Annotated in this window: 11 protein-coding genes; 4 read left to right on the top strand and 7 right to left on the bottom strand. The window is 71.3% G+C overall.

The window, feature by feature from the left end:
• The gene (locus POL72_RS07990) at positions 1 to 732 is read right to left on the bottom strand and encodes an SRPBCC family protein (protein WP_272094436.1); all 732 of its coding nucleotides are present in this window, start codon (positions 730 to 732) and stop codon (positions 1 to 3) included.
• A gap of 332 nt (positions 733 to 1,064) precedes the next feature.
• On the opposite strand from POL72_RS07990, the gene POL72_RS07985 reads away from it, so the two are divergent.
• From POL72_RS07985 to POL72_RS07975, 3 genes are all read left to right on the top strand, one after another.
• Positions 1,065 to 1,931, top strand: coding sequence for a CIA30 family protein (locus POL72_RS07985; RefSeq protein WP_272094435.1), 867 nt, complete (start codon positions 1,065 to 1,067; stop codon positions 1,929 to 1,931).
• A gap of 275 nt (positions 1,932 to 2,206) precedes the next feature.
• Positions 2,207 to 3,685, top strand: coding sequence for a sugar ABC transporter ATP-binding protein (locus POL72_RS07980; RefSeq protein WP_506377470.1), 1,479 nt, complete (start codon positions 2,207 to 2,209; stop codon positions 3,683 to 3,685).
• A complete protein-coding gene (locus POL72_RS07975) occupies positions 3,682 to 4,782 on the top strand; it encodes a sugar ABC transporter permease (protein ID WP_272094433.1) in 1,101 nt (366 codons plus the stop codon). Before POL72_RS07980 ends, POL72_RS07975 begins: the two co-directional genes overlap by 4 nt.
• Before the next feature lie 375 nt (positions 4,783 to 5,157).
• Here the strand turns inward: POL72_RS07975 and POL72_RS07970 are convergent, their stop codons facing one another.
• The 6 genes from POL72_RS07970 to POL72_RS07945 all read right to left on the bottom strand — a co-directional run bounded on the left by POL72_RS07970 (position 5,158) and on the right by POL72_RS07945 (position 14,301).
• Complete coding sequence (locus POL72_RS07970; RefSeq protein ID WP_272094432.1) at positions 5,158 to 7,089, bottom strand: ABC-F family ATP-binding cassette domain-containing protein; 1,932 nt, start codon at positions 7,087 to 7,089, stop codon at positions 5,158 to 5,160.
• 203 nt (positions 7,090 to 7,292) lie between these two features.
• On the bottom strand, positions 7,293 to 10,484 hold the full coding sequence (locus POL72_RS07965) for a CARDB domain-containing protein (protein WP_272094431.1): 3,192 nt from the start codon (positions 10,482 to 10,484) through the stop codon (positions 7,293 to 7,295).
• Between the two features lie 335 nt (positions 10,485 to 10,819).
• Positions 10,820 to 11,215, bottom strand: a complete 396-nt coding sequence (locus POL72_RS07960) for a type II toxin-antitoxin system VapC family toxin (protein ID WP_272094430.1) — start codon at positions 11,213 to 11,215, stop codon at positions 10,820 to 10,822.
• A complete protein-coding gene (locus POL72_RS07955; protein ID WP_272094429.1) occupies positions 11,212 to 11,457 on the bottom strand; it encodes a hypothetical protein in 246 nt (81 codons plus the stop codon). The genes POL72_RS07960 and POL72_RS07955 overlap by 4 nt, the downstream gene beginning before the upstream one ends.
• Positions 11,458 to 11,550: 93 nt before the next feature.
• Positions 11,551 to 12,393, bottom strand: a complete 843-nt coding sequence (locus POL72_RS07950) for an ABC transporter ATP-binding protein (RefSeq protein ID WP_272094428.1) — start codon at positions 12,391 to 12,393, stop codon at positions 11,551 to 11,553.
• Positions 12,394 to 12,516: 123 nt separating this feature from the next.
• Complete coding sequence (locus POL72_RS07945; protein WP_272094427.1) at positions 12,517 to 14,301, bottom strand: bifunctional serine/threonine-protein kinase/formylglycine-generating enzyme family protein; 1,785 nt, start codon at positions 14,299 to 14,301, stop codon at positions 12,517 to 12,519.
• Between the two features lie 102 nt (positions 14,302 to 14,403).
• On the opposite strand from POL72_RS07945, the gene POL72_RS07940 reads away from it, so the two are divergent.
• Entirely contained in the window at positions 14,404 to 15,189 is a 786-nt protein-coding gene (locus tag POL72_RS07940; RefSeq protein WP_272094426.1) for an aldo/keto reductase, read from the top strand.
• Positions 15,190 to 15,195: the final 6 nt, after the last annotated feature.

Raw genomic sequence — 15,195 nt, 5'->3', positions numbered from 1 at the left:
TCACTCCCCCTCACGGTCTGTCCGGCCGGACGGCTGCCCCGCCGTCGTCGGGATCTCGCCGATCTCGATCCATTGCCTCAGCCGCCGCAGCTCGCCCCGCAGCTGCCGCCTGGGCAGCTCCGCGAGCAGCTCTCCCGCCGCGCGCGCGAGCCGCCCTCTCGGCCGCGCGCCGGGCAGCACCACCTTGATCTCCGTGCCCCCGTCGCCCGGCGCGGTCGCGAGCGAAACGACGCCTGCCGGCGTGCGCTCCGGGCCACCCGCGCCGGCCGCCCGGATCGTGGAGGCCTGCCTCTTCGCGCCGGCCTCCACGCGCCCGATGCTCGGCAGGAGGCGCCTCACGCCCGCCGCGTCCTGCAGCGCGTTCAGGACCGCCGCCCGCGCGCGGCTCACCGTGACGCTGCTCACGACCCGCGGGGCGCGGGCCCCGAACGCCCGCAGCGCCGACGCCGCGATCTCGACCCCGAGCGCCGGCCGCTCCTCGGACAGCCCGGCGACCCGCTCGTAGATGCGGTATGCCGCCGTCTCCAGCCGGCTCAAGAGCAGCCCCGCGACTCCCCTCCTCCCCGGCAGCCGCGCGCAGCTCCCGCGCTGCGCCGCCGCGCTCTGCCGCTCTCTCCGCGGGGCTCTCTCCTGCTCCGTCGGGGGCGCGCCTTCGCTCCGCTCCCGGTCCGCGCTCTGCGCGCCCCTCTGCGCCGCGGCGCGCGCTCGCCGGCCAGCCTTCGCCCGTGCCATCTTTCCTCCTTCGAGCCTCGCCGAGAGAGCCCGCGAAGGCGCCTTGCAAGCAGGCGGCCACTCGCGCTGATCCAGGCGCTCACGTCTCAACGACGCTTCGAACGTGCCACCGCCGTCGCGAGCGGCCCCAACAAGGACATTCGCGCGAGCCTCGTCTCCAAGGCGAACGAAGGCGAACGAAGAGAAAGACGGATTGCAGAGAAGGAAGAAGAAGGTTGCAGGGCCTGAACTTCCAGGCGATACTCGCCGCGCCAGGACGCTCCTTGATTCAATTGACGTCCGGCCCAGCGCGAGCGCTGATTAGCATAACCTAGGTTCGGAGATATGAACGTATGAAGACTAGAATTTTCCTGCGTGCCTTTAACTTGACGGTGTGTGGACTGGCTGTCGCGGCGTTCGCGGCGTGCGGCGGCGACGACGATGGTGGCGGCGGCGGGAGCGGGGGCGCTGGCAGCGCCGGCAGCACCACCTCCTCGGGCAGCGTGGATCCGTCGACCACGACGGCGGCGAGCACGGGGACCACCGATCCCACCACGACCTCGACGGCCGCGAGCACCTCGGCCTCGACGGGCTCGGGCGCCGGCCCTCAGACGATCGAGATGATCGATGACATGGAGGACAACGACAACGCCATCCTCGCCAAGGGCGGGCGGGTCGGTTACTGGTACACCTTCAATGACGGGTCAGAGGGGGCCACGCAGACGCCGCCGCCCGATCCGGAAGGGACCGGGGAGGAGCCTTTCACGATGACGGCGCTCGAGCCGGCGCGCTCGCAGAGCACGTACGCGGCGCGCTCGTGGGGAGAGGGCTTCGAGACGTGGGGCGCTGGCTTCGGCTTCGATCTGAACAGCCCCGAGGGGGCCAAGGCCGCCTATGACGCCTCGGCGTACACCGGAATCACGTTCTGGGCCAAACTCGGCCCGGGCTCCGGCACGAGCGTGACCGTCCTGATCTCCGATCCGGGCACGGATCCGACCGGCGGCTCCTGCTCGGAGTGCGACGCGTGGCAAAAGTCGCTCGCCGTCACCGAGGAGTGGCAGCAGTTCACGATTCCCTTCGCGGACCTGAAGCAGGGCGGCTGGGGCGATCCGGCGGGCACCGACCAGATCGACGCGACGAAGCTCTACGCGATCCAGTTCCAGATCGGCATCGCGCCCAAGTTCGACCTCTACATCGACGACCTCGGCTTCTACAACTGAGCGCCCTCGCCCGGGCCGCCCCGGGAGCCCTCGCGCCGGGGGCTCTCATCCACTCTTCGCCCCCCGCGCTTCCCAGGGAACACGCGTGACGCGCGCCGCGTGACCCGCGTCGCGCGTCACGCGGCGACCCGAGCGCCCAGCTCCTCTTCGCGCTTCCAACAAAGTGCTTGCATCGCAGGCCCCTCCCAGGCGAACGTGGCCGCGCGCTGACGCCCCTTGCGCCCAGGACAATGCCTCTCCTCGAGCTCGCATCGATCACGAAGCAGTTCCCCGGGGTGAAAGCCCTCGATGGCGTCTCGTTCGACCTCCAGGAAGGCGAGATTCACGCCCTCTGCGGCGAGAACGGCGCGGGTAAGAGTACCCTCATCAAGATCCTCTGCGGCTACTACCCCGCAGGCACCTACGGCGGCGAGATCCGCTTGAACGGCGGCGTCGTGCAGTTCAGCAGCATGCGCAGCGCCGAGGAGCACCGGATCGCGCTGATCGCGCAGGAGCTCGCGCTCGTGCCCGATCTCACCGTCGCCGAGAACCTCGTGCTCGGGCGCGAGCCCATCCGCGGGGGGCTCATCGACTGGGACGCGGTGCGGGCCGTGGCGCGGGAGGCGCTCGCGCGCGTCGGGCTCGACATCGATCCCGAGCGCCCGATCAAGGAGCTGGGCATCGGCCAGCAGCAGATGGTCGAGATCGCGAAGGCGCTGCTCAAGGACGCGAAGATCCTCGTCCTCGACGAGCCCACGGCGGCGCTCACCGAGTCTGGCGTGAGGACGTTGCTCGGCCTGCTCCGCGACCTGCGCGCCCGCGGCGTCTCCTGCATCTACATCAGCCACCGGCTCGAGGAGGTCTTCGAGATCGCCGATCGCATCACGGTCCTCCGTGACGGGAAGTCGATCACGACCCAGCCGCGGACCGCGCTCACGCCCGACAACGTCATCTCGTACATGGTCGGCCGCGAGGTGACGAACCTCTATCCCTGCCCCCCGCCGCCGGAGGGCCCTGTCGCGATGTCGGTCCAGGGCTGGTCGGTCGAGGACGCGGGGCACCCCGGGCGGTACGTGCTGCGCGACGTGAGCTTCGAGGTGCGCGCCGGCGAGGTGCTGGGCGTCGGCGGCCTCATGGGCGCCGGCCGCACCGCGCTCCTCTCGACGATATTTGGCGCTGCAACGAGCCGCGTCACCGGCGCGATCTCGGTCCGAGGCGGGCCCGCGACGCCGCCGTTCAAGGAGCCTGCGCAGGCGATCGACGCGGGCATCGCGCTCGTCAGCGAGGATCGCAAGCGCTACGGCCTCGTGCTCGAGGCGACCCTCCTCGACAACATCACGCTCGCGACCCTGCGGCGGTTCGTCAAGGGGCTCTTCCTCGATCACGCCGATCGGGAGGTCACTGCGGTCGAGCAGATGAAGGCGCTCCGGACCAAGGCGTCTGGGCCGCTCGCGCTCGCGAACCAGCTCTCGGGCGGCAACCAGCAGAAGATCGTGATCGGCAAATGGCTGATGACGGGGCCGCGCGTGCTGCTGCTCGACGAGCCGACCCGGGGAATCGACGTCGGTGCGAAGGCGGAGATCTACCAGCTCATCCACAAGCTCGCTTCGGATGGGCTCGCGGTGGTGCTCGTGTCCTCCGATCTACCGGAGCTGCTCGGCATGAGCCACCGCGTGCTGGTCCTCAACCAGGGCAGGCCGACGGCCTGCCTCGATCGGAAGGACGCGACCGCGGAGCGCGTGATGGCTGCTGCAACGAGGAAGGTGATGGAATGAGCGAGGCCAAGCTTCGCGTGCGTATCCCCTGGCGCGCCCTCTCGATGGTGGGCTCGCTCATCGCGATCTGGATTGCCTTCTCCATCACGACGGATGGGACGTTCGTGACGCCGCGCAACCTGACGCTCCTCGCGCGGCAGATGTCGGTGACCTCGATCCTGGCCATCGGCATGGTGATGGTCATCGTCTCGGGGCAGATCGATCTCTCGGTGGGCGCGCTCGCCGGTCTGCTCGGCGCCTCATCGGCGATGATCTACGTGAGCCTCGGCTGGCCGCTGCCGGCCGCCTTCGTCCTGCCGCTCCTGCTCGGGGCCGTCCTTGGCTTCGTGCAGGGCACCCTCGTGGCGCGGCTGCGGATTCCCCCCTTCATCGTCACGCTCGGCGGGATGCTCATCTTCCAGGGATCCATGCTCGGCTTGACGGGCGGTGTGTCCATCTCGCCGGCACGTCCTTACCTGTTCGTGGGCCAGGCGTACGTGCCGCACGCCCTCGGCTGGGCGGGCGCTGGCGTCCTCTGCGTCGGGCTGCTGTACAAGGCGGCGCGCGCGACCGGCTCGGCGCGCTACCCGTGGATCGGGCTCGCCGTGTTCTCCGTCGCGTTCGCCGCCCTGATGAACTCCTACGAGGGAGTCCCGTTCCCCGTGCTGGTCGTGCTCGTGCTCGCGACCGCGTTCACGGTGCTCGCGAAGCACACGACGTTCGGGCGGCACCTCTACGCGATCGGCGGCAACCGAGAGGCGGCCTTCTACTCCGGCATCAGCATCGATCGTCACCTCATCGCCGTGTTCACGCTGATGGGCGTGATGGCGGGCATCGCGGGCGTGGTGCTCACCGCCCGCGTCGGCTCCGCGACCTCGGACGCCGGCCGGATGATGGAGCTCGACGCGATCGCGGCCGCCGTGATCGGCGGCACGTCGCTCCTCGGCGGTCAGGGCACCATCTGGGGCGCGCTGCTCGGCGCGCTCGTCATGGCCTCGCTCGACAACGGCATGAGCCTGATGAACACGGAGAGCTTCTGGCAGCCGATCATCAAGGGCATCATCCTCATCCTGGCCGTCGGCATCGACATGGCCAGCCGCAAGACAAGAAGTCACTGAGCGACGGCTCACCCGCTTCGGATACGGGCCCACCTCGACGTTTTCGGTGCTCAGCGCACTTGAGTGCGCTTCCGCGCCGAAAACGCCGATCTGGGCCCGTCTCCTGTGCGGGTGAGCCGCCGCTCGCGTCGCCAAGGGGAGCCGCCGCTCGCGTCGCCCAGGGGAGCCGCCGCGTGCTGAGCGGGTCATCAACAGAGCACCGGTAGGCCCCGGGAGAGGGGGTCCGCCGCGCGGCGCGGGGGATGGGCCGATGTTTGAGCCTGAGACGATGATCCTCCGGCGAAGCCGGAGGATCATCGTCTCAGGCGAGTTCGGCGGGGCCCCCGCGCCGCGCGGCGGACCCCCTCTCCCGGGGCCGGGCAACCCGGCAGGACCTCACTGCGCCTGGACCGCCCCGAGCTCCGCGATCTCCTGCTCGATCTGCTCCCACTCCGCCATGAGCGCGTCGATGCGCGGCCCGAGCGCCTCGTCCTCGGCCTGGAGCGCCGCGATCTCGGCCTGCCCGGTGCGCTCGAAGAAGCCGTCGCTGCAGTAGAGGTCGTGGATCGCCTTCTTTCGCGCCTCGGCCGCCTCGATGGACGCGAGCACCTTGTCGCGCCGCGCGGGCAGCTCCTTCTGCCGGTTGCGACGCCGCTTCTGCTCCTCCCAGGAGCCGCCCGCCTCGGCCGGCGCGGCCGCCTTCTGGTGGTCGCGCTTCGCCTTGAGCACCACCGTGTCGGCGTCGAGGTGATCGTCGCCGCAGCCGGCCAGGTACTCCTCGTAGGTGCCTGGGAAATCGCGCGGCCCGCTCGGCGTGACCTCGAGGATGCGCGTCGCCAGCTCGGACACGAAATAGCGATCGTGCGAGACGAAGAGCACCGTCCCCTCGAACGCCTTGAGCCCCTCGACGAGCCCCTGGATCGCCTCGAGATCGAGGTGGTTGGTCGGCTCGTCGAGCACGAGCACGTTGGGCCGCTCGACGATGATCCGGCAGAAGATGAGCCGCGCCGCCTCGCCGCCGGAGAGCGAGCCCACGCTCTTCTCGACGTCGTTGCCAGAGAACAGCGCCTTGCCGAGCTGGCCGCGGACGTAGCTCGGCGACTCGTCGGGGCACGCCGCCCACAGGAAGGAGAGCGGCGTCATCGACCCGTCGACGAGCAGCTCGCGGTGATCCTGCGCGAAGTAGCCGACGCGGGCCTCGTGCCCCCACGACGCGCCGCCGGCGTCGGCCGCGAGCCGGCCCACGAGGATCTTGAGCAGGGTCGATTTGCCGAGCCCGTTCGGCCCGATCACCGCGACCCGCTCGCCCCGCCGCACCGACAGCGAGACGTCGCGCAGCACCTGCTTCGCGCCGTACGATTTCGAGATCCCCTTCGCCTCGAGCACGTCGCGCCCGCTCGGCCTCTGGATCGCGAACCGGAACACCGGTGAACGCCGCGACGTGTCGGCGAGCTCCTCGACCTCGATCTTCTCGATCTGCTTGAGCCGGCTCTGCGCCTGGCGCGCCTTCGTCGCCTTCGCGCCGAACCGCTCCACGAACGCGCGCTTGTCCGCGATGATCTTCTCGGCGCGGGCGATCTCGGCCTGCTTGCGCTCGCGGATCGCCTGCTTTTCGACGACGAACGCGGCGTAGTTGCCCGTGTAGAGCGTGATGGTCTCGTAGTCGACGTCGAGGATGTGCGTGGCGACGTTGTCGAGGAAGCGCTGGTCGTGGGAGATGACGAGCGCGCAGCCCTTGTAGCCGGCGAGGAACTTCTCGAGCCAGCGGATGGAGAGGATGTCGAGGTGGTTCGTGGGCTCGTCGAGCAGCAGCACGTCCGCGCCGCCGAGGAGCACCTGCGCGAGCAGCACGCGCAGCTTGAAGCCGCCCGAGAGCGTGGAGAGCGGCCTCCGGTGCGCCTCCACGGGGATGCCGAGCCCCTCGAGGACGGCGCTCGCGCGCGCCTCCAGCGTGTACCCGTCGTGGGCGCGGATGCGATCCTCCAGGTCGGCCACCCGGCCGGCGTCGCCGCCGTCCTCCGCGAGCTGCCGCGACTCGACGAGCGCCTCCCACACGACGCGATCACCCATCATCGCGAGATCCAGGATGATCTGGTCGTCGCTGAGGAACCGGTCCTGCCGGAGCACACCCACGCGGGCGTCCTTCGGGAAGCTGACGCTCCCGTCGCTCGCGGGCTCGTCGCCCGCCACGATCTTCAGGAAGGTGGTCTTCCCCGAGCCGTTCGCGCCCACCAGGCCGTAGCGGGACCCGGCGTTCAGCTTGAGCGAGACGCCCTCGAAGAGGGTCCGATCACCGAATGATTTTGCGAGGTTCGAGGTTCCGAGCATGGCGCTGTGGGGGCTTGGGTCGCGGCGCGCGGGGCGCGGGGCTCCGCGCGCCGGGGCGGCGCGCCGTCAGCGGCGCGGCGGGGCGCACAGGCATAGCACCGCGCTCCGGGCGGGAGCCTGTGTTCGTGCGTCAGCGCGGCGCGCGACGCCGGCGCGGCGCGCGCCCGGCCGGCGGGGAGGCCCGCCGGCCGGACGCCGGCGCGTCAATTGATCTCCGGGCACAGGAGCTTGTCCGAGGCGGCGTCCTTGTTGTTCCCGTCGTTGCACTCGTCGATCGCCCCGTCCGGATCGACGACGGCGTAGATCAGGATCGACAGATTCGACGGGAACTGCTCGATGGTGGCGGTGAGATCCACGCTCGCCCCGGGCGCGATCGGCCCCGGGATGACCTCCTCGTGGAGCACCGTCCCGCCCTGGCCGGGATCGCCCGCGTAGTACCGGATCCGCACGTCGCTGGCCGGCGCGGAGCCGGCGTTGGTGACGGTCGTCGGGACGTCGACCTGCTTCCTGTTGCACTTCGCGCCGGTCACCCGGCCGACCTCGATCTGGAGGTCCGGGCGCGCGCTGCCGGCGTCGAGCGGCGCGGTGAGCGCGTTGTTGTCCTCGTGGCACTCGCGCTCGACGGCGTCCTCGTCGACGACCGCGCGCAGGCGGGCGGGCAGCGTCCCCTGCGCGTTGTTCGCGGCGTCGTACCTCACCGTCAGGAGCAGCGAGCTGTGCGGCTCGATGCTGCTCTGGAGGACGAACTGCAGCGGGGCGAGGTCCTCACCGTAGAGCGGCTCATCGACGTCCGGCGTGTCCCACTCGCCGTAGAAGTTGATGGCGACGCCAGGGCCCACGCGGAGATCGCCGAGGTTCTCGACGCGCACCGTGATGGCGATCTCGTCGGTGAGCTCGCCGCAGGTCGCGTCCGGGGACGAGACCTGGATGCCGCTCAGCGCGAGATCCGGCGCGATGCCGTACGACCGCGGGTTCGAGCGGTAGGTGTTGTAGACGCGGCCGCCGTACGCCTTCCAGCTCTCGGGCTCCCGCACGGGGATGCCGCCGTTCTCGAGCACGTTCGTCACGTGGTAGCTGTGCTGGTTCCAGATGCGGCGCGCCGAGACCCAGAGGTCCTTCTGCGCGCCCCAGACCTCGAGGCCGTTGTTGTAGTCGGCGCCCTCCGAGCAGTGGTTGGACTCGTTCGAGGTGCCGAACACGATCTCCGCGTTGCCGTCGTTGTCGACGTCGGCGACGATCGGGTACTCGGACCGGGTGCGGCTCGGCGAGTGCTCCTTGAACAGGACGTCGGCCGTCACGCCGTCGTAGATGCGGAAGTAGCACTCGTCGTTGTAGATGACCTCGGCGGCGCCGTCGCCGTTGAAGTCGAACACGCTCGACCCGGTGGTGCGGCTCGAGTCGTCCTCGGTCAAGCGCTGCCAGCCGTTGTGGTAGCAGACGCAGGTGCCCCGCTGCTGGTTGCACGTCGCCGCGCCCGGGGCGCCGCAGTCCTCGTCGGTGGTGCACGCCTTCCCGTTCGGGGTCCGCGGCGGGTTGCCCTGGAGCCCCATCCCCGCGTCGGTGAACGCGTTGGGCCACGCCGGGCACTCGGCCGTCGGCTCCTGGAGATCGAACATCATGTAGCGGAGGCCGAACGCCGTGCCGACCTCGGGGAAGCCGTCGCCGTCGAAGTCGTCCACGTTCGGCGCGCCGCCGTCGAAGGTGGTGCCCTCGGCCGTCATCACCTGGTGGCGCTGGATGGTGCCGTTCTGCCCGTTGAGCACGAAGAAGTGCCCGTTGTTGAACAGGATCACCTCCGGGCGCTGATCGAGCGGGTTGTTCGGCCCGGGCGCGGCGGCCTGGTTGCGCCCGAGGATGTCGGCCACGGCGCAGAGGCCGTCTCGCTGCGCGTTCGGGATCTGGGCCGTGCCGTTGACGATCTGCCCGTCCCAGAGCTCGAGGAGCCTCCCCTCGCAGAACGCCGTCGCGTCCTCGTTGGCGTAGGGCGGCGTGCACCCGGCCCTGCTCGTCACGCCGGCCGGCGGGCGGGGCAGCCGGTAGGCGGTGCTGCCCGCGACGATCTCCAGCCGGGGGTCGTCGTCGAGGTTCGCGACGCACGCGATGGGCCCGAGCCGGTTCTGCGGGTTCGTCGGTGACCCCTGTATCCCTTGCGCCTTGTCGCCCTTGAAGTGGTCGACGATCGAGAGCGCGCGGGTGTCCTTGTCGACGCTGAGCGTGAACACGTGCGGCCCGACCACGATCTCCGGGAGCCCCTCTCCGTCGATGTTGGCGAGCGCGGGCGACGGCTCGTTGTAGCCCGTCCAGATCTCGTTCATGAGGACCTTGGTCTCGCCCGTGTTGCTGAAGATCTGGAGCCCTGTCTTCGTCACCTCCGTGGCCCCAGACCCCGTCACGACGGCGGTGATCGCGACGATCTCGGGGACGCCGTCGCCGTCGAGATCGCCGACCGCCAGCCCGGCGGTCGGCATCAGCGTCGCGTCGGCGCAGGCGTAGGGCGCGTCGATGGGGTCGCCTTCGTGCCAGACCTGCGCGCCGAGCACCGCGAAGTAATTCTCTCCCTTGCGGGGCCCGCCGCCGTGGATCGCCCGGAGGACGCCCTGCTTGCCGAAATTCGAGCCGCAGAACGTCGTGAAGATGATCTCGGGGAAGTCGAGCTCGTTGATGAGCCCGTCGCCGTTGTCGTCGTCGAGGTTGGCGACGAGCGGCGTCATGACGGTCTGCGCCGAGGTCTTGAACGGGCTGTTGGCGGCGTCGGAGTTGGCGCGGTCCTGCCCTCCCCACTGGATCTCGTTCTGCGGCAGGGCGCCCGCGAACGGCTCCGGCGGCAAGAGGCACGTGGGCGCGGCGCCGGTGCCTGCGCAGGAGCCGACCTCGCAGGCGGCGTACGTCGGGCAGTCCCAGTCGTCCTCGCAGGGGCAGCTGGCGTGCCCCGCGCCGTCGTCGGTGCACGTGCTCTCGAAGTAGGCCTCTCCGCCGCACGTGAAGAGCTCGCTCGTCGTGCTGCCGTTCGACACGCACAGCCGGAGGCTGTCGCCGTCGCACGTCCGGGCGCCGGCCGTGCAGGCGTCGACGACGCAGATGGTGCCGTTGCAGAACTGGTCGACGGCGCACTGGAGGTCGCTCTCGCAGGCGATATCGACGCAGCGCGCCCCTGCATCCGGGGGCGTCTCGCACACCTCGGTCGCGTCGCAGGTGAGGTCGTCGCACGTGTTGTTGACGCAGGTGCCTTGTCCGTCCTCCTCCTCGCAGTGCTGGTCCGCCCGGCAGCTCACGCCCTCACAGCCAGTCCCGCCGCCGGCGCCGCCCGAGGCGGCCATCGACCCGACGAACCCGCCGCCTTCGCTCGAGCTGCTGCTCGCGCCGCCGTCGCCCCCGCCGCCATCGCCGGGCGGCATCACGACATCCGGATCGCCGCCGCAGGCGGCTACAGCGAACAAAAACCAAGGAAGGGCGCGGGGAAGCAACCGCCGGGGGCACGTGGGCATGAGGCGATTGTACGAGCGCGCTGTCGGCATGGAAGCGCGTTCGCGCGCGGGATCGTGCGGCGAGTGGGAGCTCTGCCCACGATGGCCACGATGGACGTCGCTTTGCGGCAGAGGGCAGCCGCGCGGTGGAATGGGCGCGCGGACCGCCCTGGGGGCCGTGGGGACGGCCGTTCCGGGGAGGGGCCGGGCTCAGCGGGCGCGCGGGAACGACGGTTCGACTTGGCGGCGCCAGCGTCGCTGCCCTGTCACGATCCGGCCCAGAGCACTGTGGCGCCGTAGCGAGTGAGCAGCTCGTCCACTGTGACGAGCGCTGCGCCTTCGCAAAGCGCCTGTGCCACGAGGAGGCGATCGAAGGGATCTCGGTGATGGTACGGCAAGGCCGCGGACGAGATCGCGTGACGGGAGGTCACGGGGAGCTCGATCGCTTCGAGCGCGGCGATGACCCGCGGGACGAGGAGCTCCGGCTTCTCGGGGAGCGGGAGCTTGCCGATCGCGTGCTTGACCGCGATCTCCCAGGCGCTCGCGGCGGAGATCAGGAGGGTGTTGTGAGGATCCTCGATGGCCTGACGGGCCGTCGCGGCGATGCGCTCCGGCGTGAGCACAGCCCAGAGCCACACATGGGTGTCAAGGAGCAGCTTCACGTCTCGCCATCTCCCTCGAAGGCGCGCAGCATGTCATCGGGCAGGGAAGCGTCGAAATCGTCAGGGACGTCGAACAGGCCTCGGAGCGCCCCGAGCGTGCGCGTCGGCGGCGTGAGCCTGCGCGGGGCCGACTCCTCCTCGAGGATGATCACCTCGACGTTCTTGCCCGCGAGCGCCGAGAGCTCCGGGATGTGGAGGATATCGGAGGTGACCTGGGTGCGAATGCGGATCGCGTTGGCCATGGTGGGCAGGAGGGACTGTAGCGCACGTCAGGACCCTCGCGGCGCCGCCGAAAGAGCGCGACGGCAAAGGCGAGCGGGAGGGACCTCCCTGCCTCACGCCCCGCCGCTCTCCAGCGCCTCTTGCAGCGCGCGCACCTCGCGCGCGAACGCGGGCTCGGTGCGCAGCGCGGCCGTCCGCTCGTCCGGCAGCGCCAGCGTGCGGTCGGCGACGACGCGCGCCGGCCGCGGGGACAGGACGACGGCGCGCTCGGCGAGGTAGGCGGCCTCGGTGATCGAGTGGGTCACGAAGAGCACCGTCATGCCGAGCTCGGCCCAGAGCGCGCGGAGCTCGTCGTCGAGCCGGCTCCTCGTGAGCTCGTCGAGCGCGGCGAACGGCTCGTCGAGCAGGAGCAGCCGCGGGCGCGTGACCAGCGCGCGGGCCAGCGATACGCGCATGCGCATGCCGCCGGAGAGCTCGGCCGGGTAGCGCGCGCCCGCGTCGGCCAGGCCGACCTGGACGAGCGCGGCCCGCGCCGCCGCGTGGCGCTCGTCGAGCGGCGCGCCGGCGAGCTCGAGCGGCAGGGCGGCGTTCTCGAGCACGCTCCGCCAGGGCAGGAGGTGGGCGTCCTGGAAGACGTACGCGAGGGGCGCGCGCGCGCCGCCTGCGCCGCTTCCGCCGCCCTGCGCCTCCTCGGCCTCCACGATGGCCGCGCCGCTGTCGGCGCGGTCCAGCCCGGCGACGAGCCGCAGCAGGGTGGATTTGCCGCACCCGGAGGGCCCGAGCAGCGCGACGAACGCGCCAGGCGCGATGTCGAGATCGATGCCGTCGATCGCGATCACGCCGGGGGCGCCGTCCCTCGGCCCGCGGCCCGCGTCGTCCAGCACCGGGAAGACGCGCCGGACGCCGGTCAGCCGCACGCGGACGCCGCCGCTCGCCCTGGCCTTGTTCGTCTGCATCTGCGCCCGGCGTTCTATCCGCGCCGCCGCCGGTTGACCAGGCGCTCGTGCGCCGCGCGCCCGCGCCGAACGAGCCGAGCGCGCGCCGGGCCGCCGCGCGCGCGCCGAGCAGCCGCCGCGCCCTCAGCTCGCCGAGGCCGTTCGCACGCACCGGAAGCCGCCGCCGGCGAAGCGGTAGTGCGCCTCGAAGCTCGTGCGCGCCCAGGTGCGGAGCGACTGCGCGCCGTACATCCACGAGCCGCCGCGCATCACGAGCAGCGGCCGATCCGAAGGCCGCGTGTTGCGCGGGTTGTGGGAGGGGCCGTCCGCGTAGAAGTGCGGATCGTCGTAGTCCTCGCACCACTCCCACACGTTGCCGGCGAGGTCGAGGATGCCATACGGGGAGGCGCCCCCCGGCAGCGAGCCGACGGGCACCGTCCCGCCCTCGCGGTTGTCGTAGTTCGCGCGCGTGGGCCCGGGCTCGGCGCGCCCCCACGGGTATTTGCGGCCGTCGGTGCCGCGCGCGGCCTTCTCCCACTCGGCCTCGGTCGGCAGGCGCTTGCCGGCCCAGTTGGCGTAGGCCCGCGCGTCGTCCCACGACACGTACACCACCGGGTGGTCCTCGAGGCCCGCGGGGATCTCGCCGCGCCTGAAATGGGCGAGGAGCCGGCTCGCGTCGTCGTCGTCGGGGCGATACCCGGTCACGTCGAGGAACGCCTTGAACTGGCGGTTCGTGACCGGCGTGCGATCCATGTAGAAGGCGTCGACATGGACCTTCCTGCGCTGCTGCCCGCTCAGGAACGGCCCGCCGGGGACGAGGATCATCTGCTCGCCGGTCTTCTCGCGGACCGTCGGCGCGAGCTCGCGCCCATCGGACGAGGGCCGCGACGGGGCGGGCGAGAACTCCGAGAGCGCCTCGTCGAGCCGCGCCCGGAACTCCGCGCACGACGCCGGCCGCCCTGCCGGGTCCTTCGACAGCGCGTCGAGCACGAGCCGGTCGAGGGCCGGCGGGATGTCGGGGCGCAGCGACGAGGGGGGCGCCGGGGCGTCGGCGACGTGGGCCATCATCACGGCGAAGTGGTTGGGGCTGTCGAACGGCACCTGCCCTGTCGTCAGCTTGTAGAGCGTCACGCCGAGAGAGTAGATGTCCGAGCGCCGATCCGCGGCGTGGGGGCTCTTCACCTGCTCGGGCGACATGTAACAACACGTCCCGAGGAACGCGCCGCTCAGCGTGTACGTCGTCCCCTCCAGGATCTTGGCGATGCCGAAGTCGACGATCTTGGGGGAGAGGCCGTCTTTCCCGGTCGTGACGAGGATGTTGTCGGGCTTGAGGTCGCGGTGGATGATGCCCATGCGGTGCCCCTCGTCCATCGCCTCGAGGACGCCGCCGAACAGCGCGCGGATCTCCTGGAAGGGGATGCGTCCGCGCCACCGCTCGAGGTGCCGCACCAGCGTCGACCCGTCGACGTACTCCATGACGATCGCGAGCAGGTGATCGCGCTCGACGAAATCGTAGACGGCGACCACGTTGTCGTGGCTCCAGGAGCGGAGCACCCGCGCTTCCCGCGCGAACCGCCGCCGGATCTCCGGGTTGCCGCAGAGGTTCGAGTGCAGGCATTTGACGGCCACGATGCGCTCGCGCGCCCGGTCGTAAGCGCGGTAGACGACGCCCATGCCGCCCTCGCCGAGCGTCGACTCGATGCGATAGACGCTGATCTCCGTCCCGGGCAAGAGCCGCACCGGCGGCAGCGGCAGGGAGGTTGGCGGCAGCCCGACGGCGCCGGGCTGCGTCGCGGGGAACGCCGTCGGGGCGAGGGCCGGGCCGGGATCCGGGGCGGTGACGAGCCGGCCGCACGAGGGGCAGAAGCGGGCGTTCTCCGGGAGCGGAGCGCTGCAGCCGGCGCACCGGGGAGGCGAGTCCTGGCCCATCGGTGGCCCGGGAGTCTCGCACAGGTCGGGGCGGCCGTGGGCGGCGAATGTGCGGCGCCCCGGAGCCGGTGACATCGACGGAGGTGATGTAAGATCCGGCCCATGGACGACTGGCTCCACCGCGCGCCGACCGCCTTTCGCGGCAAGCGCATCTTCCGGCTCGGGCTCGCGGCGAACTACGGCATCGACGAGGGCGGGGTGCGCGCGGCGATGGACCGGGGCGTCAACCTCTTCCTCTGGACGATGCGCTCGGGCGGGCTCGGCAACCCGCTGCGCGAGGCGCTGAAGGGGCGCCGCGACAGCGTGGCGGTGGTCGGCTTCGCGCAGGCCGGCTGGTTCGGCTGGGGCGTGCGCCGGGGCGCCGAGAAGCTGCTCCGGGAGCTCGGGACCGACCACCTCGATGTCTATCTGCTCGGCTGGCTCGGCGTCGGGTCTGCCTGGACGAGCGCGACCGAGCGCGAGCTCGTGCACCTGCGCGAGAGCGGCAAGGTGCGGGCGCTCGGGGTGAGCATCCACGACCGCGCGCGGGCAGGCAGCCTGGCCGAATCGTCGCCGCTCGACCTGCTCATGATCCGCTACAACGCCGCGCACCCCGGCGCGGAGCGTGACATCTTCCCGCGCGTGCGCGACGCGAAGCCGAGCATCCTCGCCTACACGGCGACGGCGTGGCGTCGGCTGCTGAAGCAGCCGACGGGCTGGGATCGCCCGGCGATGACGGCCGGCGACTGCTATCGATTCCAGCTCTCCAGCCCGCACGTGGATCTCGCGCTGACGGGGCCGAAGAGCCGCGCCGAGGTGGAGGCGAACCTCGACGCGCTCGCGAAGGGCCCGCTCACCGCCGACGAGGAGGCGTGGATGCGGGAGTTCGGGCGCGCCGTGCACGGGTGAGGGGGG

Origin of the sequence: Sorangium aterium (assembly GCF_028368935.1) — a bacterium.
Taxonomy (GTDB): domain Bacteria; phylum Myxococcota_A; class Polyangia; order Polyangiales; family Polyangiaceae; genus Sorangium; species Sorangium atrum.
The sequence above is the reverse complement of the archived record's forward strand: the minus strand, read 5'-3'. Positions and strand labels throughout refer to the sequence as shown.

Coding starts and splice junctions, on each gene's coding strand:
- POL72_RS07990 (WP_272094436.1), bottom strand. CDS start 732: ATGGCACGGGCGAAGGCTGGCCGGCGAGCGCGCGCCGCGGCGCAGAGG.
- POL72_RS07985 (WP_272094435.1), top strand. CDS start 1,065: ATGAAGACTAGAATTTTCCTGCGTGCCTTTAACTTGACGGTGTGTGGA.
- POL72_RS07975 (WP_272094433.1), top strand. CDS start 3,682: ATGAGCGAGGCCAAGCTTCGCGTGCGTATCCCCTGGCGCGCCCTCTCG.
- POL72_RS07970 (WP_272094432.1), bottom strand. CDS start 7,089: ATGCTCGGAACCTCGAACCTCGCAAAATCATTCGGTGATCGGACCCTC.
- POL72_RS07965 (WP_272094431.1), bottom strand. CDS start 10,484: ATGCCGCCCGGCGATGGCGGCGGGGGCGACGGCGGCGCGAGCAGCAGC.
- POL72_RS07955 (WP_272094429.1), bottom strand. CDS start 11,457: ATGGCCAACGCGATCCGCATTCGCACCCAGGTCACCTCCGATATCCTC.
- POL72_RS07950 (WP_272094428.1), bottom strand. CDS start 12,393: ATGCAGACGAACAAGGCCAGGGCGAGCGGCGGCGTCCGCGTGCGGCTG.
- POL72_RS07945 (WP_272094427.1), bottom strand. CDS start 14,301: ATGGGCCAGGACTCGCCTCCCCGGTGCGCCGGCTGCAGCGCTCCGCTC.
- POL72_RS07940 (WP_272094426.1), top strand. CDS start 14,404: ATGGACGACTGGCTCCACCGCGCGCCGACCGCCTTTCGCGGCAAGCGC.